Source organism: Nocardia pseudovaccinii (assembly GCF_050942345.1).
Taxonomy (GTDB): Bacteria; Actinomycetota; Actinomycetes; order Mycobacteriales; family Mycobacteriaceae; genus Nocardia; species Nocardia pseudovaccinii.
Genome location: NZ_CP192074.1, coordinates 870,236 through 896,148, shown reverse-complemented (window position 1 = coordinate 896,148; position 25,913 = coordinate 870,236). Strand labels below are relative to the sequence as shown.

Below are 25,913 nucleotides of genomic sequence, written 5' to 3'. Positions count from 1 at the left end.
GGCAAGCCTCCTATTTGAATTGCAAACGGACAGAACCGAGTCCGGCGAACTCGGCGTGGAACGAATCGCCCGCGCGGGCATCGATGGCGCGAGTGCAGGAGCCGGGCAGCACAATGTCGCCCGCCTTCAACCGCACCCCGAAACTGGCGACCTTGCGCGCCAACCAGGCCACCGCGATCACCGGATCGCCGAGCACCGCATCGCTGCGCCCCTCCGCGACCACCTCACCATTACGGGTGAGCACGGCGTCGATGGCCTTGATATCCAGGTCTTTCGGCGCGACCCGCGCCGCACCCAGCACGAAACCGGCCGAGGACGCGTTATCGGAAATGGTGTCGGCCAGCCCGATCTGCCAATCTTTGATCCGCGAATCGATCAGCTCGATGGACGGCGCGCAGGCGACCGTCGCTGCGAGCACATCGGCCTCGGTGCATTCTTCGCCGGGCAGATCCGCGCCGAGCACGAATCCGACCTCGACCTCGACTCGCGGAATCAGATAGCGCGAGGTCTCGACCGGAACATCCTCGAAGACCTCCATATCCGCGAGCAGATGACCGTAATCGGGTTCGTCCACACCCATCATCTGCTGCATGGCCAGCGACGAAAGTCCGACCTTGTGCCCGACCACCTTCGCGCCGTTGTCGAGTTTGCGCCGGATATTGATCAGCTGGATCTCGTAGGCGTCGACGACATCGATATCCGGATGCCTGGCGATGAGCGGGTCGATGCCGACCCGATCGCGTTCGGCGGCCTCGAGTTCATCGGCCAATTCGATTCGTACCGCGTCGGACAGCACGCTAGTTTCCTTCCACTGTTGTCGCTTCGGGCACCGCTGCCCGCGAAAGCACTTCGGCGCCTGCCACGAATCTGCCCGCACGCCGACCGGAGAAAATGCAGTCGGCCAGGGACAATCCACTGACATAGGAGTCCGAGCAGATACCGACCGCCGTCCGGCCGGCCGCGTACAGGCCGGGAATATCGGTTCCGGCAGTGGATTTCACCGCCCCGGTGTCCTCATCGACGACGACTCCGCCGAGGGTGAGCATCGGGCACGGATTGACGACGCTCGGTTTGATACCCACATCCAACAACCAGAACGGCCCGGCCCCCACCGTTTTGGTGAACTCGGCGGGCTTGCCGACCGGATCGGGCGCACCGTTCGCGATCGCGGCATTGTGCTCGGCGACGGTGGCACGCAATCCGTCGGCATTGATACCGGCCTTCGCCGCGACGGCGTCCAGAGTTTCGCCGCGCACGGCATTGCGCCGCATGGCCTCGAACTGCCCGCGCTGGAACCAGGCCGACTGCGTCCGAATCTGTGAGATCGCGGTGCGCATGAGTCCGTCGTCGGCGAGCAGCCAGCCCTTACCGCCGTGTTCGGTGATCAGTGCGTGGCCGACCGCGGCACCGTAGCGGGTCTCATCGATGACCCGGCGACCTTCCGCATCGACCAGCACGGAACCGGTAAATGCACTGGGCGGCAAGATGAATCGCCACGCCGAGACATTGCCCATCCGGTCCGTCGCCGCACCGACCTGCTCGGCCATCCGGATGCCGCTGCCGTCATCACCGGTGGTGCCCAGCGCGAGTCCGCCGCGGTATTGCGGCCCGTACTCCCGCAGCATCTCCCGATTCGCGATGAATCCGCCCGCGCTGAGCACCACACCGCGACGGGCCTGAATCCGAATTCTCGTGCGGTACCTGCGATCGAGCTTCGCGAGCTGGCGCTCCATCGCCTTGCGCAGCGGCGGATAGTAGATGCCCGGCTTGGCGGCGATTTTCGCTATGCGGGTGTAGCGATCCCGGACCCGCCCAGGGGCGTCGCGCAGTGACTCGCATTCGACGCCGATCACGGTGCCGTTGTCATCGGTGATCAATCGCGTTGCCTGCGTGAGGGTTTCGACCCGAACCCCGCGTCGCGACGCCGAGGCGGCCAGCGGACCGGTGAGCTTCTTGCCGGACGTGCCCTTGCCCTTGACCCGGTGACCGCGCTGCGCGGGCGTCGCGACCTCGCGGCCGTAACCGGAGACCTCACTGCCGGAGTAGTAGAGGTAGTAGCTGTCGTTCGGATACGACGTCTTGTACGGACACAGCGACGCCTCGAACGGCACACCGTGTCCCTTCAGCCATTCGATCAGCGCCGGACTCTCGTCCACGAACCGCCGCAGCGTCTCGGGCGTGACCGCCGTGCCGACCTCACGCTCGAGATAGGCCAGCATCTGCTCGGGCGTATCGCGCACCCCGGCCTCGTGCTGCACGGAGGTGCCGCCGCCCGCGTAGATGATGCCGCCGGACAATGCCGACGCCCCGCCACCGGCGAAACGCTCCAGCACCAGCACCTGCGCACCCGACTCGGTCGCTTCCAGCGCGGCCGCGGCCCCCGCCGCGCCGTAGCCGACGACGACAACGTCGGCGGTCAGGTCCCATTCGCCGCTGGCGACTGCTCGCAGGTCGCTCGAAACAACACCGCCCATGTACATCACTCCGGTCAGAAACTGAAACAAGTTTTCTCGACGAATGGAACGTCGAGTGCGTCTTCTGCCACTCAACATAGACCAAATGCGGTCCCATTCTATAACGTGTTCTACATGACTGATCCGGTTAACGATCCGCGCAGCTACGATGTGGTGGTGGTCGGCAGCGGTGCTGCCGGAATGACTGCCGCCCTCGCGGCGGCCCACCATGGGCTGAGTGCGGTGATCATTGAAAAAGCCGCGCATTACGGCGGTTCGACCGCACGCTCCGGGGGTGGCGTGTGGATCCCCGGCAACAAGGCACTGAAGGCCTCCGGTCGTCCCGACGATCGCGAGGACGCCCGCACCTACCTGCACAGCATCATCGGCGACGTGGTGCCCAAGGACCGGATCGACACCTACATCGACCGTGGCGCGGAGGCCTTCGACTTCGTCCTCGACCACACCCCGCTGAAGATGAAGTGGGTGCCCGGCTACTCCGACTACTACCCGGAGGCCCCGGGCGGCCTCGGCCAGGGGCGCTCGTGCGAGCCCGCGCCGTTCAATGCCAAGATCCTCGGTGAAGAGCGGTTCAACCTCGAGCCCCCGTATGCCAAGGCCCCGCTCAATGTCGTCGTCATGCAGGCCGACTTCGTCCGGCTCAACCTGATCCGTCGCCATCCCAAGGGCATCATGCGGGCCATGCGGGTCGGCGCCCGCACCTACTTCGCCAAGTGGACCGGCAAGCACATCCTCGGCATGGGACAGGCGATTATCGCCGCCATGCGCAAGGGCCTCATCGACGCGAATGTGCCGCTGCTGCTGAACACTCCACTGACCGAACTTGTCGTGGAGAACGGCGTGGTCACCGGCGTCGAGGCCGAGCACAACGGCGAGACCGTGCGGTTCACCGCCAAATACGGTGTGGTGCTCGCCAGCGGCGGTTTCGAGCACAACGCCGAAATGCGCACCAAGTACCAGCGCCAGCCCATCACCACCGAGTGGACCACGGGCGCGGCCGCCAATACCGGCGACGGCATCAATGCCGGGATGGAAGCCGGCGGCGCGGTCGACTTCATGGAGGATTCCTGGTGGGGGCCGACCATCTTCAAGGGCGGAAAGCCGTGGTTCGCGCTGGCCGAGCGGAATCTGCCCGGCACCATCATGGTCAACGCCGACGGTAAGCGATTCGGAAATGAGTCCGCTCCTTACGTCGAGGCTGTGCACACCATGTACGGCGGCGAATACGGGCAGGGTGAGGGTCCGGGCGAGAACATCCCCGCATGGTTGGTGTTCGACCAGCGCTACCGGAACCGCTACATCTTCGCCGGACTGCAGCCTGGTCAGCGGTTTCCGTCCCGCTGGATGGAAAACGACCTGATTGTCAAGGCCGATAGCCTCGCGGAGTTGGCCAGCAGGATCGGCGTGCCCACCGAGAATCTGACGTCGACCGTCGAGCGGTTCAACAAGTTCGCCGAGACTGGTAAGGACGAGGATTTCGGCCGCGGCAACAGCCACTACGACCGGTACTACGGCGATCCGACGGTGAAGCCGAACCCGTGCCTTGCCGGGCTCGTGCAGGGTCCGTTCTACGCGGCCAAGATCGTGCCGGGCGACCTCGGCACCAAGGGCGGCCTGGTCGCCGACACCGCCGGGCGGGTCCTGCGCGAGGACGGCACCGTGATCGAGGGTCTGTACGCCTCCGGCAATAGCGCGACCCCCGTCATGGGTCATACGTACGCGGGCCCCGGCGCGACCATCGGCCCCGCGATCACTTTCGGCTACCTGGCGGTATTGGATATCGCCGAGCGCAAGAAGCAGCAGTCGGCCAAGGCCACCGCCGAGGCATAGGCGTGGCGTCCCACGGAGCGGACGCCACCTTGCCCGTCGCGGCCCGGCCACCGCACGATCGATCCGAGGCAATTGCCACAAGGGCCTCGGATCGCTGGGATACGCCCACGACGGGTCGCCCGCATGCCGCAGGTGATCTGTCCACAAGCATTCACAAGGGAGAACTCGATGCCCATCGACCCGAAAATCGCGCTCGGCGCGGAACTGCCGAGCGGGGAGTTCACTTGGACGCCATCCGAAGTGCAGCTCTACCACCTGGGCCTCGGGGCTGGCACACGCTGGTCGGATCCGGCCGAACTACGCTACGTCGACGACCGCGATCCGCAGGTACTGCCGACCTTCGCGACCGTGGCACCTACCTTCCACGACACCGAGCCACCGAAGGTGCAGTTCCCCGGCATCGACATCGATCTGGCGAAGGTCGTGCACGGCCACCAGGAAATCGAAGTGCACCGCCCGATTCCGGCCGCGGGCAAGGCGACCATCACCAGGCGCATCACCGAACTCTGGGATAAAGGCTCCGCCGCCGTCGTGGTGCAGGAGCATACGATCACCGGTTCCGACGGCGCACCGCTGTGGACCGCACGCTCATCCATCTTCGCCAAGGGTGAGGGCGGCTTCGGCGGCGAACGCGGCCCGAGCACCAAGGCCGAACTCCCCGACCGCGCCCCGGATTTCGACGTCACCACCCCGACCCTCCCCCAGCAGGCCCTGCTCTACCGCATGTGCGGCGACCGCAACCCCCTGCACTCGGATCCCGAATTCGCCCGCGCCGCAGGCTTCCCCGCCCCGATCCTGCACGGCCTGTGCACCTACGGCATCGTCTGCAAAACCGCCACCGACACCGTGCTCGATTCGGACGCCAGCCGCGTCACCGGCTTCCGCGCCCGCTTCGCGGGCGTCCTCTACCCCGGCGAAACCATCCGCACCCGAATCTGGCGCACGGACGCCGAACTCATCATCAGCGCCACCGTCGCCGACCGCGCCGACGCCCCCGTCCTCGCCGACGTCAGCCTCCGCTTCACCTGAGCACTGGACGTCTGATCACGATGTACTGGTGGAGGCAAACGCCCGAGAGCACCCCTCCACCAGTACATTTTCGGGACAAAGGGAGGCCTGGGCGGGCAGCATTGCGTCGGCCACTTCAACCCCAACCACATCCTCGAGGCTTAGGAGCCTCGGTGCCTAGGTCGCAGGATGCGACTATGACCTCAACTGGGCACGCGCGCGGCCCCGTCGTCGCGTGCCCGTTTGATTGCGACGAGTTGCGGCCAAGGCGAAAGCCCCTCCACGAATGCATTCTCGAGGCACAGGGAAGCCTCGGTGCGGGGTAAGCCTAGGCTGCGGGATTCCAGCATGACCTCAACTGCGCGCGGTCGCGGTCTCATCGTTGCGTGCTCGTTTGATTGCGACGCCCTGAATGACCAAGGCGTACAGCAGGATCACCAGGATCGGGGCGGCGATCGGGACCCAGGCCAAGCGCAACGGGAGCAGCGCCGCGCCGACAGCTACCGCAGAAAATGCCACCGCGCCGGTGACGGATGGGACCGTGGTCGGGACAACGCCAACCGGCGCGGACACCGTCGCGGTATTCAGCAGATAAGCCGTAGCCACCAAACCTGCTGCGGCAGCGGCCAGTACACCCGTATCAGCCACGGCGAGCACCCCGATCGCGAGGAGCACCGCGCCGACCGCGGGGAGCCGGAACCACCAGCCCGCCACCACCAGCGCCGCCGCCGGAATCCCGGCCCATGGCGTCATCAAGGTCACCGAGGTCACCAGTAGCACCCCGGACAGAACGGCGAGGAATCGAATCATCGGCGCACCCTTACGGTTCGGCGATGGTCCGGGATCAATCGCATGACCTGATCCAGTCGGGCGTCTTCGGTCCAGGCCACGATATCGACGCCGACGGTTCCCATATCCCGATACATCGAGGCGCGCTCCAGATTCCACATCCGCGCCAGGGTCGGATCGAGATGCTCGTGGAAAGGTGTGCCGCGCAGGACATCGACCACCACCACCACATGTCCGCGCTTGCGCAGATCGATCAGCGCGAGCGCGAACTGAGTGTCCAGCAGGGTGGTGAAAGCGACGATGATCGCACCGAGCGGCACGGCCGCATGCGGCGCCAAGGTGCCGGTGGTCGGGATGTGCTCATCGCCGACATCGAGCACGGTATCCACGATCCGATAGAACTGCCGCCGCCCGATATCCGGGCGCAGCCAGCGCGGGGACTGGCCGAGGCAGACCACCGCGGTCCGGTCACCGGCCTGCAGCGTCGACTGCACCACCTGCGCCGCACCGCGCACCGACAGCTCGAGCGAATCGGTGGCCGGGCCCGGCGCCTGCTGCGAAGTGTCAACCAGCACAACCACATCCGCGGACCGGTTGGTCAGCCGCTCGGTGACATATAGTCGCCCGCGCCGCGCACTCACCGGCCAGTTCACGATGCGGAGCTGATCGCCGGGCGCGTAGGCACGGATATCGGCGTACTCCACGCCCGGACCGTGCTTGCGGGTCAGGTGAGTGCCGAGCCGTTCGGGAAGTTCGGTGCGCGGCAACTTCATTCGCTGCGGGTCGGTGATCGGGTAGACGAACAGTTGTCCCGCGGGCAGCACCGCGGAGGCCACGGACAGCCCCGCCGGGCTCAGCGCGGTGACCCGCACCGACAGCGGATAGCGACCCCAGCGGTCCGCCGTCAGAGCCAACCGCAGCCCGGCGGGCGCCGTCCCGGAATCGATCGCCTCCTCGATGTCGATCCCGAGTCCCGCGAACTTCTCCGGCTTCAACCGAAGCAACGCGTGACCCGATTCTACGAAGGCGCCGATCGTCGTGACGATCTCCTCCGTCTCGAAGCACCGCAGCGTGCCGCCGCCGTCCACCTGGATCCGGGTCCTGGACTGCTGCCACGGCGCGGTCGCCAGCACACCGAGCAGTGGAGCCGCGAAGACGACCAGTTGCCAGCGACCGAGCACCACCGCGAGTAGCAGCGCCACCGCCGCGCTCACCGCCAGCATGAACACCAACGGCGCTGGACGCCAGCGCAATTCGGCCTCGACGGCGGCACTCATATCCCGATGCCGCGCCCCGCCCGCCATCGGCTCGTCCCTGGTCGGTGGTCGCGCCGCCATGGCATTGGCCGCCGCGATCCCTTGGATGACGGGGGCGGTGGAATCCGGCTGGGTCATGCCCTTTCCCGCCGGATCATGTCACCGACGCGCGCGGAACCGGCAGACGGCGCAGCAATTCGGTGATCACGTCCTCGCCGCGGATCCGGCGCACCCACATCTCGGGCCGCAAGGTGATCCGGTGCGCCATGGCCGGAACGGCCAGCGCCTTGACGTCTTCCGGAATCACATAGTCGCGCCCGAGCAGCAGCGCACGGGCCCGCGACATCTGCACCAGATCGAGTTCGGCGCGCGGACTCGCACCCACCTCGACCTGCGGATGCGCACGCGTCGCACCGGCCAGCGCGACCACGTAGCTGACCACGTCCGGATGCACCGTGACGAATTCGACGGACTGGCGCATCTCCAACAGGCCGTTCGCATCGACCACCTGCACCACCTGCGGTGTCGCCGAACCGCGCTCCAAGCGGCGGCGGATCATCTGGCGTTCGTCGTTCTCGGACAGATAGCCCAGCCGCAGCTGCATGGCGAACCGGTCCAGCTGCGCCTCCGGCAGCGGATAGGTGCCCTCGTATTCGATCGGATTATCCGTGGCGAGCACGATGAAAGGCTGTGGCAGCGGGAAGGTTTCGCCGTCGATGCTGACCTGGCCCTCGGCCATCGCCTCCAGCAGCGCGGCCTGGGTCTTCGGTGGGGTGCGGTTGATCTCGTCGGCCAGCAGCACATTGGTGAAGACCGGTCCGCGCCGGAAATTGAACCGGCCCGTGGACATGTCGTAGATGGTGGAGCCGAGCAGATCGGCGGGCAGCAGGTCGGGCGTGAATTGCACGCGGGTGAAGTCCAGGCCGAGCGCGGCGGCGAAGGACCTGGCGATGAGCGTCTTGCCGAGGCCGGGCAGATCCTCGATCAGGATGTGACCGCCGGCAAGTACGGCGATCATGATCAGCTGCAACTCATCCCGCTTGCCGACGATCACCCGGGACAGTTCCCGGAGCACCGCCTCGCTGCGCTGGATGGTCGTGTCCATCGGCATCGTCATATGTCTACTCGCACTTGCCTCAAACCCATTCTCCTACGACGGTATTCAATTTGGCAGGAGCGGGGCCCTACATGGTTACGCAAGCTGCCTCCTCCGGGCCTGACCGCTCATGCCTGCGCCTCGCTGGCGCTCGGCTCCGGCATGCGCGTTGCGCGCTGTGTCATGATTCGCTCACTTCGTTCGCTCATGCCGGGTCGATTACATCTTTTGCAAGCAGCGCAGGATTTCGTCCAGCGCCGCCCGCCCCGGTGCGGGAGTCGTCTGATCCCGCAGTGCCGAGTTGGCCGGATCGACCCAGCGCCACAGTTCCGGGCCGAACTGCAAAATTCCGGCGGCCTCGGTCGCCTTGCGGTTCTTGGCGACCCGCAGGCCGGTGGACAACTCGAACTCCTTGGCCAGCAGCGGACGCAGATGCCGATCCCAGTCGGCTCTGGTGCCGTCCGCGCGATCGGCGAGCATCTCCGCTCTGGCATGCCAGTGCCGCAGCATCTCGGCGGGACCGTTGTCGATATCGTCGGATCCGGTATCGGTTTTGATGGCCGAACGGCCGGTCAACGACCAGATGAGCTGAATCATGGCCAGCGCCACCGGAACTCCGGCGGCGATGAGCAACGCACCACGGGCCTTGCCGAGGGTGATGAGCTCGATCAGCACGATGAGGATCAGCGCACCGATCACGATCGCGCGGTTCATACCATCTCCCCTTGCAGATCGGCCAGCACGATGCGCAGCAGTTGTTCGGCCCGCATCCGCTGCCACTCCAGCATCGAATGCGGACTGAACCTGGCCTCTTCGAAGAGCGCGACCAATTCCCTGGCCGACGCGTCGTGCAGTGCACCGCGCTCGAAGGCGCGGGCCAGCACCTCCATCGGGGTATCCGATGCAAGTGGCGCGGCCGCGCGATCGAAAGACAGCCCACGTTCCATCGCGACGTAACAGGCGATGATGGCCTCGCGCGGATCCTGGCCGGGCACATTCATGGCGGCCAGACCCATCTCGGCCGCCCTGGCCAGCGAACCCGCGACCGTCGGCGCGGCCGGCGGTACCGGAACCGGCACCACACGCGGCTTGCGCTGCCCCGCCACCGCGACCACGATCAGCCCGATCAATGCCCCGCCGACCAGCACGGCGGCAGCGACAATGGCCACCAGTAGTGCCGTCCCGGTGAGGTGCTGGGTGGGCGCGCCGTCGGGGGTCGCGGGGGCGGTGACCGCTTCCTGCGGGGTGCGGGTGGTGGTACCGCGCGGCCCCGATGACGGCGTCGGCTCACCCTCGCGGCCGAATCCGACGAAGAAGACCGCCGACGCCGCCGCGACGATCAAGGAAACGACCGCCAGCGCGGCCAGCACCAGTAGGCCGGTGCGGCCGAGCAGTCCATGTCTGCGCTCGGAATCACGATCCACCTCCGGCATGGCCAGCGGCAGTCGGTGCTGGCTGGCGATCACCCCGGCGATCAGGATCACGACCGATACCGTGAGCAGTACCGGCATCAATACCACCGAAATCGCCGATGGCACCGTGCGGTGATCGCCGGAATCATGGGCCCCGGGAATATGGCCGCGCAGCGCTATCGCGGCACACGCCAGTAGCGTGATCAGCACGATCACGCGCGATATCGGCGCTCCCGCCCTGGCCACTTGCTACCACCACATCTGAGTACAGCTCTGAACAGGCACATAGTTACATGCCGAGTGGTCCGCTCGGGAGTGAATCGAATACTTAGGATCGGCTCCTTTTTTATCCGTAACCGGCAGTGCACTCGAGTGGGTGCGCAGCTAGCGGAGCCCGATGGATTCGGGCTGACGGAGTTCGCTCAGGCGGCTTGCGGTCCGTGCCAGATCGGGGACGGTGGGAACGTCTGCCACCAGGTCGGATAGTGCGGTGCGCGCCTCGAGGGTGAGTTCGAGATCGGCGTCGTAGAGCACGTCGACCAGATTGGTGAAGCGCATCGCCCAGTCGGACGGGACCTCGCGCAAGGGTGGGACGTTGCGCAAGGTCCATCGGTGAAAGCGCTGTGCGAGTTCGACGTAGTCCGAGGCGGCGGTGGCGGTGCCGCACAGGGCGGTGAAGTCGAAAGTGATGGCGGAGCCGTCGACGGCGTCGGCCCGGATCTCGCGGGCACCCGAAACAACAACCTCTGCGGAGTCGGCATCTCTCGCATCGTCGATGCGGTAACAACCGGACGCGAAGCCAGTGCCGCTGTGCGCGGCGCGGGTGCGGTAGTCGAGTGGGCCGTCGACCGAGACGATATCCAGATGCGCGCGGATGCGCGCGATGGCCGGCAGGAAGCGGTCGTGGAACAGCGGGTTGGGCAGCAGCTGCTCCGGCGGGTAATTCGAGGTCACCACCAGGACGATGCGGCGCGCGAATAGGGCGTCCAGCATGCGGGCGATCAGCATGGCATCGCCGATATCGTGCACGTGGAATTCGTCGAAGCAGACCAGTTCGGCATGATCGAGCAGGTTGTCGATGGCCTTGTCGATGGAGCCCGATTCGTGTGCCGCGGTGTGCAATTGGGCGAAAAAGTTGTGGAAGTGGAAGCGGCGCTTACGGTTCGACGCTATGCCCGCGAAGAAGTCGTCCATCAGCATGGTTTTGCCGCGACCGGGTCTGCCGTGCAGGTAGACGCCGCGGTGCCGCTTCATCGGCCTGCCGTGCCGGTCGAGCAGTCCGAGCAGGCGTGCGCGCGCCCGGAGCTGATCGGTATCCAGCGTGACGTTGTCTGCCATGACATCCTCCTGATCCTCTACAGTTGTAGAGGATCGGCAGATGCGGCCGCCAGAGAAGGTGATGATGTCCACAACCGACCGACGCGCGGCACTCGTCGACGCCGCCATCGATGTGATTGCCAGCCAGGGCATTCGAGCGCTCACCCACCGCGCCCTCGATACCGCTCTCGAGCTGCCCGGCGGCTCGGCCTCCTATTACTTCCGCACCAAACGCGCGCTCATCGAGGCGATCGCGGACCGGATCACCACCCGCTCCCGCGACGACTTCGCCGCCGCCGAGCTCACCCCGTCACCATCCCTCGAGCCCGATGACATCGCGAAGGCCATAGCCACCTGGCTCGACCGCTTACTCGTCGACCGTCGCAATCACCTGATCGTCCGGCATGCGCTGATCATCGATCTGCTCGGCGACCCGCAATTGCACCGGCGGCTGACACACAGCCTTTTCTCGACCGAGCGGGCGCGAGAACTATTCCACGCCCTGGGTTTTCCCGATCCCGATGCGGCCGCCGCCGACTTCATCGCGGTACTCGAAGGCGCGGTGTTCGATAGATTCGCCGGCGCGCGGGCCTATGTTCCGGCAGGCACCCGAGACAGCGTCGACCAGCTCGCAGCTGTGCTGTCCCGCCAACTCACCCCGTAGTCCCCAGGGCTACTACGCCGAGTCGCTATAAGGGCGTGCCCGTTGCGAACCCGGGCTATCCCGCCAACTGACACCCCGTCGATCCCGGAGCTACCTCGTCCAGCCCAACTCGCTATAGGGCGTGCCACTCGTGAAACCACGGATTCCGGTTGCGGAATAGCGAATCAGCGACTCTTCGGGCAACGCTTCGAGCGAAAACCAGCGCAGCCCATAGCTCTTGTCCGGCTCGCGATTCACCGGCTCACCCGCCCAGCGCAGCGCATGGAAGAACAGCCCGAGCCGGGCTTCCCGCCCGGAGCTGGTCACGTGTGCGGTATGAATCAGGCGCAGCTCCGCGGGGTCTATGACGACCCCGATCTCCTCTCCCGCCTCACGCGCGGCAGCAGCGGTCGCGGACTCGCCGGACTCCAGCTTCCCCGCAGGCAGATGCCACAGACCGTCGAACTCGTCCGGACTGCGCCGCCTGCTGAGCAACAGCTCACCGTCGCAGACGAGCAGAATATGCACGTCGACAAGATGACGCTCGGCCATCAGGCTCCTCCCCTGCTTGCGCGTGTCGCTCGGTATACTAATCGGTATGACCGCTACAACCATCAAGGTGCCGAAGGCAACCCGCGACCGGCTGCACCGGCTAGCGGCCGCCCACGGATTGACGCTTGCACAGCAAATCGACCGACTGATCGACGAGAGCGCGAAAAAACCTCGCCCAACGATCGGCGGCTACCGCAGCGACCGGCCACTCAACGCTGAAGAGATCGACGAGGAGCTGGCCCGAGGCTTCGGCGAGTGACCGCACTTATCATTGACACAAGTGCCATTCTGGCCTCATTCGACGAGGCGTATCCGGAGCATCCAGCCATCGCACACATCCTTGGCGAGGCCGTCGACCTGCTGGTTGTATCGCCATTCATCGTCGCCGAAGCCGACTACATGCTGTCGTCGCGGCTTGGAGCCGATGCTGCCCGCGCCTTCGGCCAGGATGTCGTGACAGGCGCTTATGAGCTGGCCGAGTGGACCGCCGAGGACCACGCCGTCGCGGTGGCAATCACACGTCAATTCAACGGGCCGAAGGATTACATCGGAATCGCCGACGCGTCGAATGTCGTACTAGCAGACCGTTACCGCACCACCGCGGTTGTGACCCTGGACCAGCGGCACTTTCGCCAACTCCGCCCGCTCTGGGGTGCTGACCAATTCACTCTGCTCCCCTACGACGCCAACTGATCAGGTCTCGGAATTCGGCATCCACTCTTCGACCCGATCATACGACGGACGGATCTCGGCGAATGCCGAGATCCGCTCAGTTCGCGCTGAGTACCAACCCCGAGGTCGGGACGCCCGTGCCCGCGGTGACCAAGATGTGCTCCAGGTTCGCCACCGGGTTGACGGAGGTGCCGCGGATCTGCCGCACCGCCTCGGCAATCCCGTTCATGCCGTGGATATAGGCCTCGCCCAGCTGTCCGCCGTGGGTGTTCAGCGGTAGGCGGCCACCGACTTCGATCGCGCCGTCGGCAATGAAATCCTTTGCCTCACCGCGTCCGCAGAAGCCGAGTTCCTCCAGCTGCATGAGGACGAACGGAGTGAAGTGGTCGTAGAGGATGGCTGCTTGCATATCCTCCGGACCCAAACCACTCTGCTCCCAGAGCTGATCGCCGACCAGACCCATCTCCGGCAGGCCCGTGAGGGCGTCACGGTAGTAGCTGGTCATGACATATTGGTCGGCACCGGAACCCTGTGCGGCAGCGGCGATTACGGCCGGACGCTGCGGCAGGTCCCGGGCCCGCTCGACGCTGGTGACCACGATCGCGACACCACCGTCGGACTCCTGGCAGCAGTCCAGCAGATGCAGCGGTTCGGCGATCCAGCGCGAATTCTGGTGATCGTCCAGGGTGATCGGCTTGCCGTAGAAGAAGGCGGCCGGGTTCACCGCGGCGTGTTTGCGGTCGGCGACGGCGACGCGGCCGAAGTCCGCGCTCGTCGCGCCGTAGACGTGCATATACCTGCGGGCGACCATGGCCACCTGCGCGGCCGGTGTCCCCAGCCCCTGTGGATACGACCAGCCCGCATCAATGCCCGAGGAGGTCGGGGCGGTGGCCAGCGCGGTGGAGAACTGGCCGAAGCGCGATACCGAACGCTCGTTGAAGGCGCGATAGGCGACAACCACATCGGCGACGCCGGTGGCGACCGCCATGGCGGCCTGCTGAATGGTCGCGCAGGCGGCACCGCCGCCATATCCGATGTGGCTGAAGAACTTCAGCTGTGGGATACCGACGGCGCGTGCCACGGCCGCCTGGGTATTGGTATCCATGGTGAAGGTGGTCAGGCCGTCCACATCGGCGGGAGTGAGGCCCGCGTCGGCGAGCGCCGCGGTGACCGCCTCGGCGGCCAAACGCAATTCGCTGCGGCCGGAGTCCTTGGAGAAGTCGGTGGCGCCGATGCCGACAATGGCGGCGCGGCCGGAAATCCCGGTGGTGCTGTCAGCGGTCATCATGGCCTCCGCAGTGCGATAACGGCTTTCGCCGTGATGTGGTCACCGAGGCTGTCGCGGCCGATGACATCGATATGGATGTCGTCGCCGTGGATCGCGGAGACGGTGCCGGAAAGTGTCAGCGTGTCACCGGCATACAGCGGTACCCCTAGACGCAGCGCGACCGATTTGACGATGGCGCGCGGTCCGGCCCAGTCGGTGACGAAGCGCTGCACCAGCCCGGTATCGGTGAGGATATTGACGAAGATGTCCTTGGAACCACGGGCGACGGCCTTGTCCCTGTCGTGGTGCACATCCTGAAAGTCCCTGGTGGCCAAGGCTGTACTGATCACGAAGGTCGGATCGGCGGTAATGACCAACTCGGGCAGCGCGGTGCCGACCTCGATGGTGGCCGGTTCGACGTAGGTCATGCGATCACCCGCCAGACCGGCAGCACGGCCTCGTCGTCGAGCTTCTCGAACTCCACCTGCACCGGCAGGCCGATCTTCACATCGGCCGGATCGACGCCGCGCAGCTCACCGAGCATCCGCACACCCTCCTCCAATTCGACCAGCGCGACCACGAAAGGCAGTTGCCGCCCGGGCACTTTCGGCGCGTGATGCACGACGTAGCTGAACACTTCACCGCGCCCGGCGGCGACGACATAGTCGGTCTGCTCCGACTTGTCCTGCCACAGCGCCGGGATCGGCGGATGCCGCAGCGTGCCGTCCGGCAGCCGCTGGATCCGCAGCTCCCCGACCTTGGTGCCCTCCCAGAAGAATTCGGTATCCCAGGAGACCAGCGGTTTGACCCGTTCGCCCGCGGGCGCCTTCGGCGCGGCACCGGTGCCGGGCGCGAATTTGAGCAGCCGGAACAGCATTTCGGCAATGACCTCGTCACCGACGTGCCAACTGGTCTGGAAGGTGACGAACCAGCCATCGCCGAGCGCGGTCTTCTTCGGCCCGCGAATCTCGGAAAGCCTGCTGGTCACCGAGATCTGCTCGCCGACATTCACATACCGGTGATAGGTCTGCTGACAGTCGGTCGCGACCACGGAGGTATAGCCCGCGCTGTCGAGCAGGTCGGTGACCTGCGCCATCGGATCATCGGCCGGACGAGAACCGTTGAGCCCGAACATGGTCCACACCTGTGCCATGGCCGGTGGGGCCACGGTGCCGGGATGTCCGGCGGCACGCGCGGCCTCCTCGTCGACGTAGATCGGATTCCGATCCCCGAGCGCCTCCACCCAGTTGTTGATCATCGGCTGGTTCACCGGGTCACGCCCGAGGCGTGGCGCGCAATCACCCGCCGCGATGATCTTCTCGGCGGCTTCGGTAATCGCTTCCGGAGTCATGGTTTCCGGCACGCGCGGCTCCTTGTCGTCGTCCGTATCGCGCATCGGCGCGGATTCATCGAGGTACCCGAGGCAGTTTCAGCCCGGAGGAGGCGACCAGTTCGCGCATCACCTCGTTGACGCCGCCGCCGAAGGTCACCACCAGATTCTGTTTGGTTCTGCGGTCCAGCCAGGTCAGCAGTTCGGCGGTGTCCGGATCGGCCGGATCGCCGTAATGCCCGACGATCTCCTCGGCCAACCGGCCCGCCTCCTGCAGCGATTCGGTGGAATACACCTTGGTTGCCGAGGCATCGGCGATCACGGTGGCCTGGTCACCGTCGACGGTCGCCGCGACCTGCCAGTTCAACAGTTCGTTGAGCCGAGCCATGGCGTGCACGCGACCGAGCGAACGGCGCACATCCGCCTCGGCGAGCACACCGCGCGACTGGGCCCATTCGCGCGCCCGGTCGTAGAGCTGTTCGATCTTGCCGGACGGGCCGAGGCTCACCCGCTCGTGGTTGAGCTGGGTGGTGATCAGTCGCCACCCCTTGTTCTCCTCGCCCACCAGCATGTCGGCGGGCACCCGGACATTGTCGAAATACGTGGCGTTGGTGTGGTGCGCACCATCGCAGGTGATGATCGGCGTCCAGGAGTAGCCGGGATCGGTGGTGTCCACGATCAGGATGGTGATGCCCCGGTGCCGCGATTCGACCGAGCCGGTGCGACAGGCCAGCCAGACATAGTCGGCCTCATGCGCACCGGTGGTGAAGATCTTCTGCCCGTTGACGATCCAATCGCCGGATTCGTCGCGCACCGCACTCGTGCGCAGCGCGGCGAGGTCGGTGCCCGCCTCCGGTTCGGAGTAGCCGATCGCGAAATGGATATCGCCGGAGAGGATTCCGGGCAGGAACTTCGCCTTCTGCGCGTCGGTGCCGAAGCTCTGCAGCGTCGGCCCGACCGTCAACAAGGTGACCAGCGGCAGCGGAACATCCGCGCGCACCGCCTCATTGAAGAAGATCTGCTGCTCCATCGGCCCGAAACCCTGGCCGCCGAACTCCTTCGGCCACCCGACACCGAGCCAACCGTCCGCACCCATCCGGCGCACCACCGCGCGGTAGGCGTCACCGTGGCGGTTGATCGCCATCTCGGCCTCCTCCTCGGGAGTGACGAGATCGGCGAAGTACGCACGCAATTCATCGCGCAGCTTGCGCTGCTCCGCGGTCAGATCGATGAACATCTGGCCCCCAATCGATCGAGTCGGAACGATTCGCCGCCGAGCCAGCGGGCGATGTCCTTGGCCTGCGAGAAGTAGCGGTGCATCGGGTGGGTCACATCGACCCCGAGGCCACCGTGCAGGTGATGGCATTTCTGCATGGCCGCGGGCAGTTCCGAGGTCACCGTGTAGGCGAGCACATCGAGGTCGTCATCGATGCGCTCCTGATGCTGGGGCGTCGAATCAGACTGTGCCAGTGCCCAGTTCGCCGAAACGGCGGCGGCGTGCAGGGTCCGCGAGACGACGTACACATCGGCGATCTGCTGTGCGACGGCCTGGAATTCGGCGAGCGGCCGATTGAACTGCCGCCGGGTCCGCAGGTGCTCGGCGGTGAGCACGAGCGCACCTTTGAGCAGTCCGTCCGCGGTCGCGCCGATCGAGGCGACGGCCAACCGGTGCAGTTCACCGATGCCGCCGGGCAGCAGTTGCTCGGCCGGAATCTCGACCTGGTCCAGGCGCACCGAACATTCCGGAATCCCGCCGGAAGCCGGTGACGGTGTCAGGGTGAGTCCGGCCGAATCCGAATCAACCAGTGCGATACCGGAATTCGTCGGAATCAAGAGCCAGCGCGCCTGCTCCGCATACGGCACCGCCACCTTGTGACCGGTGATGCGCACGGTGTCGCCATCGGAGACCGCGGTGGTCTCCGGCTTGACCACGAACGGATTCGCACGCTCGCTGAGCGCGGCGGTGAGCACCGCACCCTTGGCGACCTCGGGATAGACCCGCTCGGCGACGCTGTCCGGCAATGCGGCCAGTAACGGCAGCAGGCCGAGGCCCAGGGTCGGCATGGCGGGCACCGCCACCGCCTCGGCGGCCAGTTCGGTCAACAGGACCGAGACCTCCGCCAAGCCCATACCGTCACCACCGAACTGCTCCGGCAGCGCGAGCGAGAGTAGTCCGGTCTCGATCAGACTCGGCCACAGCTCGATATCGCGTGCCGGTTCACGCTCCAGCAAACTCACGACGACCTCGGCCACGGCATCCTGGCCCTCGTCCCGGGTGAAGTCCACGCTTTACTCCCAGTTGGTTGGTCGACTAGCTGTCCGCATCGCGAGGCAGTCCGAGGATTCGCTCACCAGCCACGGTCAACAGAATCTGCTCGGTTCCACCAGCGATCGACAAACACCGCGTGAGCAGGAACTCTTTTACCACCTCTGAGTCCTGCGCACCGGTTGGACCTGCCGTTTCCACCGCGAATTCGGCCACTGCCTGGCGGTGCCGGACACCGACGAGCTTGCGCACACTGCTCTGCGCTCCCGGATCACCGCCCGCCAGCATCCGAACCGCGGCACGCTGTTCCAGCAATAATCCAGCGATCGCATCGGCGACAAAGCCGCCGAGCCGATCGTTCAATAGCTCCGCGCCGGGCCCGGTGGCGGGCAGTTTGGCGATGAGCTCCTCCAGCACCGGCCCGATCCCGTTGCCGCCCATGGCGACTCGTTCGGTCGACAGGGTCGAGCGGGCGATCTTCCAGCCGTTGTTCAGCGCGCCGACCAGACCGTCGTCGGGCACGAAGACGTCATCGAGGAAGACCTCGCTGAACCGCGCCTCCCCGGTGATCTGCACCAGCGGACGCACCTCGAGTCCGGCACTGCGCATATCGACGAGGAAGTAGCTGATGCCGCGGTGCTTCGGTGCGTCCGGATCGGTCCGGGCCAGGCAGATCGCCCAGTTCGCCCGATCACCCAGCGACGTCCACACCTTCTGTCCGCGCAGCACCCAGCCGCCGTCGACCTTCTTGGCGGTGGTGCGCAGCGCGGCCAGATCCGAACCGGCCTCCGGCTCACTGAACAGCTGACACCAGACCACCTCGCCGCGCAGCGTCGGCCACGCGAAGCGGTCGATCTGCTCCTGGGTGCCGTGCTGCAGCAGGGTCGGAATGGCCCAGCCGCCGATCGCCAGATCCGGCGACTCCAGGCCCGCGCGCCGCAGTTCCTCCGAAATCACCAGTCCCGTCATGGGATTCGCGCCACGCCCGTACGGTGCGGGCCAGTGCGGCATGGCGAGCCCGGCGTCGACCAGTGCATTGCGCCGCTGATCGGCAGGCAGCGCGGCGATCGCGGCCACCTCGGCGGCCAGCTCGTTCGCATTGCTGTCGTCGACCTCGACGCCGGCTGTGTTCGATTCGCGGCGCTCCCGGGCCCCTCCGTGGTTACGCTCCGCTGCCTCCTCCGGGGCCGTCGCTCGCGCCGCTGTGTTCGATTCGCGGCGCTCCCGGGCCCCTCCGTGGTTACGCTCCGCTGCCTCCTCCGGGGCCGTCGCTCGCGCCGCAGAGGCGAAGACCCGATCCGCACCCGTAGTCCGACGCTGCCCCGCCCGGGTCAGCTCCGTGACCCTGGCCCGCCAGCGCGCCGATCCACCGAGCAGCTGCCGCAGTGCGGTGGCCCGGCGCAGGTAGAAGTGCGCGTCGTGCTCCCAGGTGAAACCTATGCCACCGAGCACCTGAATGCAGTCCTTGGCGGTCTCGACCGCGGCGTCCAGCGAGATCGTGGCGGCGATGGCGGCCGCGATGGGCAGTTCCGCACCGCCCTCGTCGACCGCGGCCGCGGCATCGGCCGCGACGGAACGGATCAGCTCGGCCCGGCAGAGCATCCACGCGCAAATGTGTTTGAGCGCTTGGAAAGAGCCGATCTTGCGCCCGAATTGCTCACGCACCTTGGCGTATTCGACGGCGGTCTCCAGGCACCAGCCCGCCACACCGGCGAGCTCGGCCGAAACCAGTACCGCGAGAAGATCTTCCACCGCATGCGGCGACTCGAACACCCGGTCCGCGGGCACTCGCACCTCGGCGCAGTGCACACGCGCCAGTGGCGTACTCGGGTCAGCGGGTGCCAGCGCCTCGACACGTAAGCCGTCGGCATCGGGCCCGATCACGCACCAGCGCAACCCATCCGGCGTCTGCACCGGCAACAGCACCGAAGTACCCGGCGCAGCGCCGAGCACCGATTCCCAGACACCCGTGAGCAACAACTCATCGGATGCGACCGGTACCCTCACCACGTCCCCGACAACGAAGTCGAGCGCAACACCGCACGGCATATCCTCGGCGAGCGCGCCCGCGGTGACCAGGTTCGCCAATGCGGTGGACAGCACCGGCCCACCGACCAGATCGTGCGCCGCCTGCTCGACCAATACCGCCAGGTCGGCGACCGATCCACCGAGGCCGCCTGCCGCTTCGGCAATGGCGACCCGGAAAATTCCGAAGTCCGCCAACCCGGGCCAATATGCGCGCCAGAAGTCCGTCGGCTCGTCCCGCATTGTTGCAATAGGACGTACCGATCCGGCCCATCCGCGCATCGACTCCTGAACGGCTTTATGCTCGTCAGTGGTGGCGATGGTCACAGTCCGTACCGCCTTTCCGGCGTGACTCCCACACCTAGAACATGTTCTAATATCCTAGCTGGGCGGAAGTCAAGAGACGACCGATGCCCGTTGCCGGAATGCAGGAAAGGACTCTCATCAATGGCCAGTCCCTCCCGATCGCAGCCAGCCGATTCGAATGCGGCCGGGCAAGCATCGGCCACCGCGACGGTCACGACGCTGAGCGAGGACGAGCTCAGCTCGGCCGCGCAGCGGGAACGGCGTAAGCGAATTCTGGACGCGACGCTCGCACTGGCCTCCAAGGGTGGTTACGACGCGGTGCAGATGCGCGCGGTGGCCGAACGCGCCGACGTGGCGGTCGGCACGCTGTACCGGTATTTCCCGTCCAAGGTGCATCTGCTCGTTTCCGCGCTGTCGCGGGAATTCGAGCAGATCGAGGGCAAACGCAAACCACTTGCCGGCCAGACGCCGAACGAGCGCATGCATCTGCTGCTGACCCAGATCACCCGGATGATGCAGCGCGACCCCTTGCTCACCGAGGCGATGACGCGTGCGTTCATGTTCGCCGACGCCTCGGCCGCCGCGGAGGTCGACCGGGTCGGCAAGGTGATGGACCGGGTATTCGCCAGGGCGATGAACGACGGCGAGCCCACCGAACGCCAGTTGGCGATCGCGCGGGTCATCAGCGATGTCTGGCTGTCGAATCTGGTCGCCTGGCTGACCAGACGCGCCTCGGCCACCGATGTGACCGAGCGACTGGAACTCACCGTGGATCTACTGCTCGGCGACAACGGCGGCCGCTAGCGACCGCTTGCTGGTCGCTCGAAAAGGCCAGCCGCCAGCTAGCACCGGTCAGCTCATGCCCGGCAAATCGACCGGGCCTGTCGCGCAGCATCAATCGAATCGGCCGACGTGAACCTGCACACGCTGGTGGTTGTGTAAAAACGCGTCAGCTGGGCAGATCCAATACGGGGCGGCTAGACGCGTGCGCAATCATGCGCACGCCACGCGGCGCGCTTCGGTGCGGCAAATTCAACACAGTATTGTCACGCGTGCCCCTGAAAAAACTCCTCCGATCACTAGGTTGGATGCGTGAGCGCACAGGATCTGCCACTGGAACTTCGCCGTGCACTGTCGACGGTCGCGCGCGTGCCACGGCTTTTGGTCGCATCGGACTACGACGGGACGATCGCACCCATCGTGTCCGACCCGGCGAAAGCTTTTCCACATCGGGAATCGGTAAGCGCGCTACGAGCGCTTGCCGGTCTCACCGGAACGACCGCCGCCGTGATCTCCGGCCGTGCCCTGCGAGATCTCGCGGCATTGTCGCGACTTCCGGTCGAGGTGCAACTTATCGGTAGTCATGGTTCGGAATTCGATGTGGGTTTCGTGCATGCCATCGACAATGACGCCAAACAACTGCTGGTCGAAGTCCAGACCAGTCTGACGCAGATCGCCGCGGAAAATCCCGGCGCCAGCGTCGAGATCAAACCGGCCAGCGTCGCGCTGCATGTGCGCAATGCGAGTCCGGAAATCGGGCTGCGCGCGCTCAAAGCGGTGCGCCAGGGTGCGGCCTGCTGGGTCGGCGTGCAGGTGACCGAGGGTAAATCGGTTATCGAGCTCGCGGTGATCCAGACGGATAAGGGCGTCGCGCTCGATACCGTCCGGCATCAGGAGGGTGCTTCGGCCGCGGTGTTCTTCGGCGACGACGTCACCGACGAGAAGGCCTTCCGCATGCTGTCCGGCCCGGATGTCGGCATCAAGGTCGGCGACGGCGAGAGCCTGGCCAAATATCGGGTCGACACCACCGAGGCGGTGTCCTGGGCGCTGGCCTTCCTGCTCGAGGAACGGCGCACCTGGTTGGCGGGGGCGAGCGCGCCGCGCATCGAGCGGCTGAGCATGCTGGCCAGTCCGCGCTCGGTGGCGCTGCTCACACCCGACGCGACCGTCACCTGGTTCTGCCACCCCGAGCCCGATTCGGCCGCGGTCTTCGCCCATCTGCTCGGCGGACCGCAGGCCGGACACTTCACCATCGAGCCGGAACGTCCCGGTCTGCCGCTGTCGCAGCGCTACATCGACGGCACCATGACCGTCGAAACCCGCTGGGCCAAACTGCAAGTGGTGGACTACCTGCCGCACGATGTGGCCCCCACCCGCACCGACCTGACCCGGGTGATCACCGGCGACGCTAAGGCCGTCGTAACCTTCGCGCCCCGACCGGAATTCGGTCAGGTACCGGTCAGCATCGAAATCGAATCGAACGGACTGCGCGTAGTCGGCACCAACGATCCGATGGTGCTGCGCTCCCCCGGTGTGCACTGGCAGATCCATTCCGACGGTATGCACAGCTCCGCGCGCGCCGTCGTCGATCCGTCCCGCGGCCCGATCGTGCTGGAAATGCGCTGCGGCACGCAGGATCTCGCGCCCGCCATGGTCAGCGAACCGGAGCGGCGCAGGGATGCCGAGGACTACTGGTCCAAGTGGGCGGCCAAATTGCAACTGCCGCCGCTGAAACCGGATCTGATGAAGCGTTCGGCACTCACGCTGCGCGGGCTGGTGCACGCGCCGTCGGGTTCGATCCTGGCCGCCGCCACTACCTCCCTGCCGGAAGACATTGGCGGCGTACGCAACTGGGACTACCGCTACTGCTGGCTCCGCGATGCCTCGCTGACCGCACAGGCGCTGGTTTCGCTCGGCTCGCTGACCGAGGCCGAGGAGTTCCTCGGCTGGGTGCACCGGGTCCTGGAGACGCTGCCCGGTCCGGAACGCCTGCACCCGCTGTACACGCTCTACGGCGAAACCCTGCCGCCCGAGGCATCGATCGATCAGCTGCCCGGCTATGCGGGTTCGCGTCCGGTCCGCGTCGGCAACGCCGCGAATATGCAAGTGCAGCTGGATGTTTTCGGTCCGATCGTCGATCTCATCGCATCGCTGGCACACGGTCGCGAGGCGAAGGGGCTGACCGACCCGGACAAGTCGCTGCCGGACGCCGACTGGGAACTGGTGCACGCCATGGTCTCCGCGGTGCAGCGGCGCTGGCAGGAACCCGACCACGGCATCTGGGAGATCCGCGGCAACCCGCGCCACCACGTGTACTCGAAGGTGATGGGCTGGCTGACCGTGGACCGGGCGATCACTCTCGCGCAGCGGTTCCAGCGTCAGATCGATCCGCTCTGGATCACGTTGCGCGACACCATCGCCGACGAGGTGAAGTCCAAGGGCTGGAACGACGACGTCCAGTCCTACACCGCCGCCTACGACGGCACCGATCTGGACGCGGCCACCCTGCACATCGGCCTCAGCGGACTGATCGACCCGTCGGATCCGCGTTTCGCGGCGACAGTGGTCGCCACCGAGGCGGAGCTGCGCAGTGGCTCGACGGTGTACCGGTACCACCACGACGACGGCCTGCCCGGCGGCGAAGGCGGCTTCCACCTGTGTGCGGCCTGGTTGGTCGAGGCGTATCTGCTGATCGGTAAGCGCTCGGATGCCGAGGCGCTGTTCGCGCAGCTGGTCGATGTCGCCGGACCGACTGGTCTGCTCAGCGAGGAGTACGACCCGGTCGCCGAACGCTCACTCGGCAACCATCCACAGGCATACAGCCATCTCGGCCTGCTGCGCTGTGCACAGCTGCTGGGCAAGCCGGTGGAAGCGCTCGTCTGAGCCGACCGCCACACAGTTCCGGGCCCGCGAACCGATCGGTTCGCGGGCCCGGCCCGTATCCGGGTCGAGTGACGCGGCAAACATCGACTCGTGCCGAACCGGGGCCTCCTGCTACAGTTCAAATGGTAACGATTTCCATTATGATCTAGAGCACGCTCAGATCTGCCGCACTGCCAGGAGTACCCCGCGCGTGAGCACACGGATTGCCATCAGATTCGCCGGTATCGCCGTGGGGGTAGCCACCGCTCTGGCGCTCACCGCCTGCGGTAGTTCGAAGGATTCGGATAAGCCGAGCGTCGTCGCGTCCACCAATGTCTGGGGCAATATCGCGGCAACCATCGCGGGCCCAGATGCCTCGGTGACCGCGCTGATCACCGATCCCGCCGCCGATCCGCATTCGCACGAAACCTCGGCCGTGGAGTCGGCCAAGATCAGCGATGCCGATCTGGTCGTCTTCAATGGCGGCGGCTACGACGAGTTCATCGAGAAGGCGATCCAGGGCAAGGACAAGCGCACCGTCGACGCATTCGAATCCCGCACCGACAAGAGCGACGAGAACGAGCACGTCTTCTACGACATCGGCACGGTGAGCACGGTCGCCGACCGGATCGCGAGTGCCCTCGGCGAAATCGACTCCGTCCACGCCACCGCCTACGCCGACCGCGCCGCCGCATTCAAGAGCCAGCTGAGCGCGATCACCGCCGCCGCCACCAAGATCGCGGGCGAGCACCCGAAGACCCCGGTGCTGCAGACCGAACCGCTGGCGCACTACCTCTTGGTCACCGCCGGAACCCAGGATCTGACCCCGCACGAATTCCAGGAGGCGATCGAGCAGGAAACCGATCCGGCTCCCGCCGCTGTCGCCGCCACCCAGGATCTGCTGACCGGTAAGAAGGTTCGCGCGCTGATCTACAACATCCAGACCGAGGACAAGATCACCAAGGATTTGCGGGCGCTCGCGCAGTCGAATGGCCTACCCATCGTCGAGGTGACCGAAACGCTGCCCGGCGGTGTGGATTACATTCAGTGGCAGACCAAGAACGCCCAGGCCCTGGCCCTGGCGCTGGCCTGATCGCAATCGCATGACTAGGGGAGCCACGCTGACCACCGAAGACACCGACAAGGTGGAGCGGCGGTCCGATACCCGCTCAGCCGCCGTCGAACTCGATTCCGCCAGCCTGTCGTTCGGCGAACGCAAGCTTTGGCAAGGACTGGATCTCGAGATCGCACCTGGTGAATTCGTCGCGGTCCTCGGGCCGAACGGATCCGGTAAGACCTCACTGCTGAAGGTGCTGCTCGGTCAGCTCGCGCTCAGCTCCGGCACCGCCGATATCGCAGGTGGGCCCGCACGGGCGGGCAATCCTGATATCGGCTATGTGCCGCAACAGAAGACGATAGATGCCGGTGTGCAACTGCGCGGGGTCGATCTGGTCGGACTCGGCGTCGACGGGCACCGCTGGGGCCTCGGACTGCGGCGTCGCGCCGAGCGCAAGCATAAGGTCCGCGCGGCCATCGCCGATGTGGGCGCGGAGAAATTCGCTTATGCGCCATTGGAATCCATGTCCGGCGGCGAACAGCAGCGGCTGCGGGTCGCACAGGCGTTGGTCGGCGATCCCAAGGTGCTGCTCTGTGATGAACCGCTGCTGAGCCTCGATCTGGCGAATCAGCGGTTGGTTTCGGAACTGATCGATCGACGCAGGCGGACCCATGACACCGCAGTGCTTTTCGTGACGCACGAGATCAATCCCATTCTGCCGCTGGTGGATCGGGTGCTGTATCTGGTCGACGGGAAGTTCCGGATCGGTACGCCGGACGAGGTGATGACCTCGGCGGTGCTCTCGGAGCTGTACCAGACCGAGGTCGATGTGCTGCGGGTGCGCGGGCGGCTGGTCGTCGTCGGCACCGGCGACACCATGGACGCGCTCGGTGCGGCCGGTGCCCAGCACTGCGCGACGCTTGCCGATGAGCTGCCCGAATCGGCCGGGGTCCGTTCGTGAACGACAAGCT

General features: G+C 66.1%; 24 protein-coding genes. 9 read left to right on the top strand and 15 right to left on the bottom strand.

Annotated elements, in window-relative coordinates; all coding sequences use genetic code 11:
- Positions 1–10: 10 nt before the first annotated feature.
- Both ACQPZ2_RS04040 and ACQPZ2_RS04035 read right to left on the bottom strand, forming a co-directional pair.
- On the bottom strand, positions 11–796 hold the full coding sequence (locus ACQPZ2_RS04040; RefSeq protein ID WP_433524350.1) for a 2-keto-4-pentenoate hydratase: 786 nt from the start codon (positions 794–796) through the stop codon (positions 11–13).
- 1 nt (position 797) lies between these two features.
- Positions 798–2,474, bottom strand: coding sequence for an FAD-binding protein (locus tag ACQPZ2_RS04035; RefSeq protein WP_433524349.1), 1,677 nt, complete (start codon positions 2,472–2,474; stop codon positions 798–800).
- Between the two features lie 105 nt (positions 2,475–2,579).
- Here ACQPZ2_RS04035 and kstD point away from each other — a divergent pair, with 105 nt between their 5' ends.
- Together kstD and ACQPZ2_RS04025 are read left to right on the top strand one after the other, a co-directional pair.
- Positions 2,580–4,304: a 3-oxosteroid 1-dehydrogenase gene (gene kstD, locus ACQPZ2_RS04030; RefSeq protein WP_433524348.1), complete on the top strand. Its 1,725-nt coding sequence runs from the start codon at positions 2,580–2,582 to the stop codon at positions 4,302–4,304.
- A 168-nt stretch (positions 4,305–4,472) separates the two neighbouring features.
- Positions 4,473–5,333, top strand: a complete 861-nt coding sequence (locus tag ACQPZ2_RS04025; RefSeq protein ID WP_433524347.1) for a MaoC/PaaZ C-terminal domain-containing protein — start codon at positions 4,473–4,475, stop codon at positions 5,331–5,333.
- Positions 5,334–5,666: 333 nt separating this feature from the next.
- On the opposite strand, the gene ACQPZ2_RS04020 is transcribed toward ACQPZ2_RS04025, so the two are convergent.
- From ACQPZ2_RS04020 to zapE, 6 genes are all read right to left on the bottom strand, one after another.
- The gene (locus ACQPZ2_RS04020) at positions 5,667–6,122 is read right to left on the bottom strand and encodes a hypothetical protein (protein WP_433524346.1); all 456 of its coding nucleotides are present in this window, start codon (positions 6,120–6,122) and stop codon (positions 5,667–5,669) included.
- A complete protein-coding gene (locus tag ACQPZ2_RS04015; RefSeq protein WP_433527319.1) occupies positions 6,119–7,378 on the bottom strand; it encodes a DUF58 domain-containing protein in 1,260 nt (419 codons plus the stop codon). The genes ACQPZ2_RS04020 and ACQPZ2_RS04015 overlap by 4 nt, the downstream gene beginning before the upstream one ends.
- 133 nt (positions 7,379–7,511) lie before the next feature.
- The gene (locus tag ACQPZ2_RS04010; RefSeq protein WP_063042731.1) at positions 7,512–8,474 is read right to left on the bottom strand and encodes an AAA family ATPase; all 963 of its coding nucleotides are present in this window, start codon (positions 8,472–8,474) and stop codon (positions 7,512–7,514) included.
- 198 nt (positions 8,475–8,672) lie between these two features.
- Positions 8,673–9,167 (bottom strand): hypothetical protein, encoded by a 495-nt coding sequence (locus ACQPZ2_RS04005; protein WP_433524345.1) that lies wholly within the window; start codon positions 9,165–9,167, stop codon positions 8,673–8,675.
- A complete protein-coding gene (locus ACQPZ2_RS04000; protein ID WP_433524344.1) occupies positions 9,164–10,111 on the bottom strand; it encodes a DUF4129 domain-containing protein in 948 nt (315 codons plus the stop codon). Before ACQPZ2_RS04000 ends, ACQPZ2_RS04005 begins: the two co-directional genes overlap by 4 nt.
- A 138-nt stretch (positions 10,112–10,249) precedes the next feature.
- On the bottom strand, positions 10,250–11,203 hold the full coding sequence (zapE, locus tag ACQPZ2_RS03995; protein ID WP_433524343.1) for a cell division protein ZapE: 954 nt from the start codon (positions 11,201–11,203) through the stop codon (positions 10,250–10,252).
- A 40-nt stretch (positions 11,204–11,243) separates the two neighbouring features.
- On the opposite strand from zapE, the gene ACQPZ2_RS03990 reads away from it, so the two are divergent.
- A complete protein-coding gene (locus ACQPZ2_RS03990; protein WP_433524342.1) occupies positions 11,244–11,846 on the top strand; it encodes a TetR/AcrR family transcriptional regulator in 603 nt (200 codons plus the stop codon).
- 90 nt (positions 11,847–11,936) lie between these two features.
- Here ACQPZ2_RS03990 and ACQPZ2_RS03985 read toward each other — a convergent pair whose 3' ends face one another.
- Positions 11,937–12,377, bottom strand: a complete 441-nt coding sequence (locus ACQPZ2_RS03985) for an NUDIX domain-containing protein (protein ID WP_433524341.1) — start codon at positions 12,375–12,377, stop codon at positions 11,937–11,939.
- 46 nt (positions 12,378–12,423) lie between these two features.
- Here ACQPZ2_RS03985 and ACQPZ2_RS03980 point away from each other — a divergent pair, with 46 nt between their 5' ends.
- Together ACQPZ2_RS03980 and ACQPZ2_RS03975 are read left to right on the top strand one after the other, a co-directional pair.
- Positions 12,424–12,636: a hypothetical protein gene (locus tag ACQPZ2_RS03980; RefSeq protein ID WP_063042736.1), complete on the top strand. Its 213-nt coding sequence runs from the start codon at positions 12,424–12,426 to the stop codon at positions 12,634–12,636.
- Positions 12,633–13,070 carry a type II toxin-antitoxin system toxin ribonuclease C26 gene (locus tag ACQPZ2_RS03975; RefSeq protein WP_433524340.1) on the top strand — a complete coding sequence of 146 codons (438 nt, stop codon included), beginning with the start codon at positions 12,633–12,635 and terminating at the stop codon, positions 13,068–13,070. The genes ACQPZ2_RS03980 and ACQPZ2_RS03975 overlap by 4 nt, the downstream gene beginning before the upstream one ends.
- A 76-nt stretch (positions 13,071–13,146) precedes the next feature.
- Here the strand turns inward: ACQPZ2_RS03975 and ACQPZ2_RS03970 are convergent, their stop codons facing one another.
- From ACQPZ2_RS03970 to ACQPZ2_RS03945, 6 genes are read right to left on the bottom strand one after another with little or no spacing between them, the layout of a single operon-like run.
- A complete protein-coding gene (locus ACQPZ2_RS03970; protein WP_433524339.1) occupies positions 13,147–14,334 on the bottom strand; it encodes a lipid-transfer protein in 1,188 nt (395 codons plus the stop codon).
- Positions 14,334–14,744 carry a MaoC family dehydratase gene (locus ACQPZ2_RS03965; protein WP_433524338.1) on the bottom strand — a complete coding sequence of 137 codons (411 nt, stop codon included), beginning with the start codon at positions 14,742–14,744 and terminating at the stop codon, positions 14,334–14,336. The genes ACQPZ2_RS03970 and ACQPZ2_RS03965 overlap by 1 nt, the downstream gene beginning before the upstream one ends.
- Entirely contained in the window at positions 14,741–15,712 is a 972-nt protein-coding gene (locus ACQPZ2_RS03960; protein WP_433524337.1) for a bifunctional MaoC family dehydratase N-terminal/OB-fold nucleic acid binding domain-containing protein, read from the bottom strand. The genes ACQPZ2_RS03965 and ACQPZ2_RS03960 overlap by 4 nt, the downstream gene beginning before the upstream one ends.
- 10 nt (positions 15,713–15,722) lie before the next feature.
- Positions 15,723–16,883 carry an acyl-CoA dehydrogenase family protein gene (locus tag ACQPZ2_RS03955; protein WP_433524336.1) on the bottom strand — a complete coding sequence of 387 codons (1,161 nt, stop codon included), beginning with the start codon at positions 16,881–16,883 and terminating at the stop codon, positions 15,723–15,725.
- Positions 16,868–17,932, bottom strand: coding sequence for an acyl-CoA dehydrogenase family protein (locus tag ACQPZ2_RS03950; protein WP_433524335.1), 1,065 nt, complete (start codon positions 17,930–17,932; stop codon positions 16,868–16,870). The genes ACQPZ2_RS03955 and ACQPZ2_RS03950 overlap by 16 nt, the downstream gene beginning before the upstream one ends.
- A 25-nt stretch (positions 17,933–17,957) precedes the next feature.
- A complete protein-coding gene (locus ACQPZ2_RS03945) occupies positions 17,958–20,219 on the bottom strand; it encodes an acyl-CoA dehydrogenase family protein (protein ID WP_433527318.1) in 2,262 nt (753 codons plus the stop codon).
- A gap of 165 nt (positions 20,220–20,384) precedes the next feature.
- Here ACQPZ2_RS03945 and kstR point away from each other — a divergent pair, with 165 nt between their 5' ends.
- The 4 genes from kstR (at position 20,385) to ACQPZ2_RS03925 (ending at position 25,903) form a co-directional block, all read left to right on the top strand.
- On the top strand, positions 20,385–21,047 hold the full coding sequence (gene kstR, locus ACQPZ2_RS03940; protein ID WP_387294489.1) for a cholesterol catabolism transcriptional regulator KstR: 663 nt from the start codon (positions 20,385–20,387) through the stop codon (positions 21,045–21,047).
- A 288-nt stretch (positions 21,048–21,335) separates the two neighbouring features.
- On the top strand, positions 21,336–23,906 hold the full coding sequence (otsB, locus tag ACQPZ2_RS03935; RefSeq protein WP_433524334.1) for a trehalose-phosphatase: 2,571 nt from the start codon (positions 21,336–21,338) through the stop codon (positions 23,904–23,906).
- Between the two features lie 190 nt (positions 23,907–24,096).
- Positions 24,097–24,978, top strand: a complete 882-nt coding sequence (locus tag ACQPZ2_RS03930; protein ID WP_433524333.1) for a metal ABC transporter solute-binding protein, Zn/Mn family — start codon at positions 24,097–24,099, stop codon at positions 24,976–24,978.
- Positions 24,979–24,988: 10 nt separating this feature from the next.
- Positions 24,989–25,903 (top strand): metal ABC transporter ATP-binding protein, encoded by a 915-nt coding sequence (locus ACQPZ2_RS03925; protein ID WP_433524332.1) that lies wholly within the window; start codon positions 24,989–24,991, stop codon positions 25,901–25,903.
- The last annotated feature ends 10 nt before the right edge of the window (positions 25,904–25,913 follow it).

What these genes read in the sequence shown, in the direction of transcription:
- zapE (WP_433524343.1), bottom strand. Translation starts at nt 11,203, where the DNA reads ATGGCAGACAACGTCACGCTGGATACCGATCAGCTCCGGGCGCGCGCA.
- ACQPZ2_RS03945 (WP_433527318.1), bottom strand. Translation starts at nt 20,219, where the DNA reads ATGCGCGGATGGGCCGGATCGGTACGTCCTATTGCAACAATGCGGGAC.
- ACQPZ2_RS03980 (WP_063042736.1), top strand. Translation starts at nt 12,424, where the DNA reads ATGACCGCTACAACCATCAAGGTGCCGAAGGCAACCCGCGACCGGCTG.
- ACQPZ2_RS03955 (WP_433524336.1), bottom strand. Translation starts at nt 16,883, where the DNA reads ATGTTCATCGATCTGACCGCGGAGCAGCGCAAGCTGCGCGATGAATTG.
- ACQPZ2_RS04020 (WP_433524346.1), bottom strand. Translation starts at nt 6,122, where the DNA reads ATGATTCGATTCCTCGCCGTTCTGTCCGGGGTGCTACTGGTGACCTCG.
- ACQPZ2_RS04010 (WP_063042731.1), bottom strand. Translation starts at nt 8,474, where the DNA reads ATGACGATGCCGATGGACACGACCATCCAGCGCAGCGAGGCGGTGCTC.
- ACQPZ2_RS04025 (WP_433524347.1), top strand. Translation starts at nt 4,473, where the DNA reads ATGCCCATCGACCCGAAAATCGCGCTCGGCGCGGAACTGCCGAGCGGG.
- ACQPZ2_RS04035 (WP_433524349.1), bottom strand. Translation starts at nt 2,474, where the DNA reads ATGGGCGGTGTTGTTTCGAGCGACCTGCGAGCAGTCGCCAGCGGCGAA.
- ACQPZ2_RS03960 (WP_433524337.1), bottom strand. Translation starts at nt 15,712, where the DNA reads ATGCGCGATACGGACGACGACAAGGAGCCGCGCGTGCCGGAAACCATG.
- ACQPZ2_RS03970 (WP_433524339.1), bottom strand. Translation starts at nt 14,334, where the DNA reads ATGACCGCTGACAGCACCACCGGGATTTCCGGCCGCGCCGCCATTGTC.
- ACQPZ2_RS03990 (WP_433524342.1), top strand. Translation starts at nt 11,244, where the DNA reads ATGCGGCCGCCAGAGAAGGTGATGATGTCCACAACCGACCGACGCGCG.
- kstR (WP_387294489.1), top strand. Translation starts at nt 20,385, where the DNA reads ATGGCCAGTCCCTCCCGATCGCAGCCAGCCGATTCGAATGCGGCCGGG.
- ACQPZ2_RS03985 (WP_433524341.1), bottom strand. Translation starts at nt 12,377, where the DNA reads ATGGCCGAGCGTCATCTTGTCGACGTGCATATTCTGCTCGTCTGCGAC.
- ACQPZ2_RS04015 (WP_433527319.1), bottom strand. Translation starts at nt 7,378, where the DNA reads ATGAGTGCCGCCGTCGAGGCCGAATTGCGCTGGCGTCCAGCGCCGTTG.
- ACQPZ2_RS03965 (WP_433524338.1), bottom strand. Translation starts at nt 14,744, where the DNA reads ATGACCTACGTCGAACCGGCCACCATCGAGGTCGGCACCGCGCTGCCC.
- ACQPZ2_RS03925 (WP_433524332.1), top strand. Translation starts at nt 24,989, where the DNA reads ATGACTAGGGGAGCCACGCTGACCACCGAAGACACCGACAAGGTGGAG.
- ACQPZ2_RS04005 (WP_433524345.1), bottom strand. Translation starts at nt 9,167, where the DNA reads ATGAACCGCGCGATCGTGATCGGTGCGCTGATCCTCATCGTGCTGATC.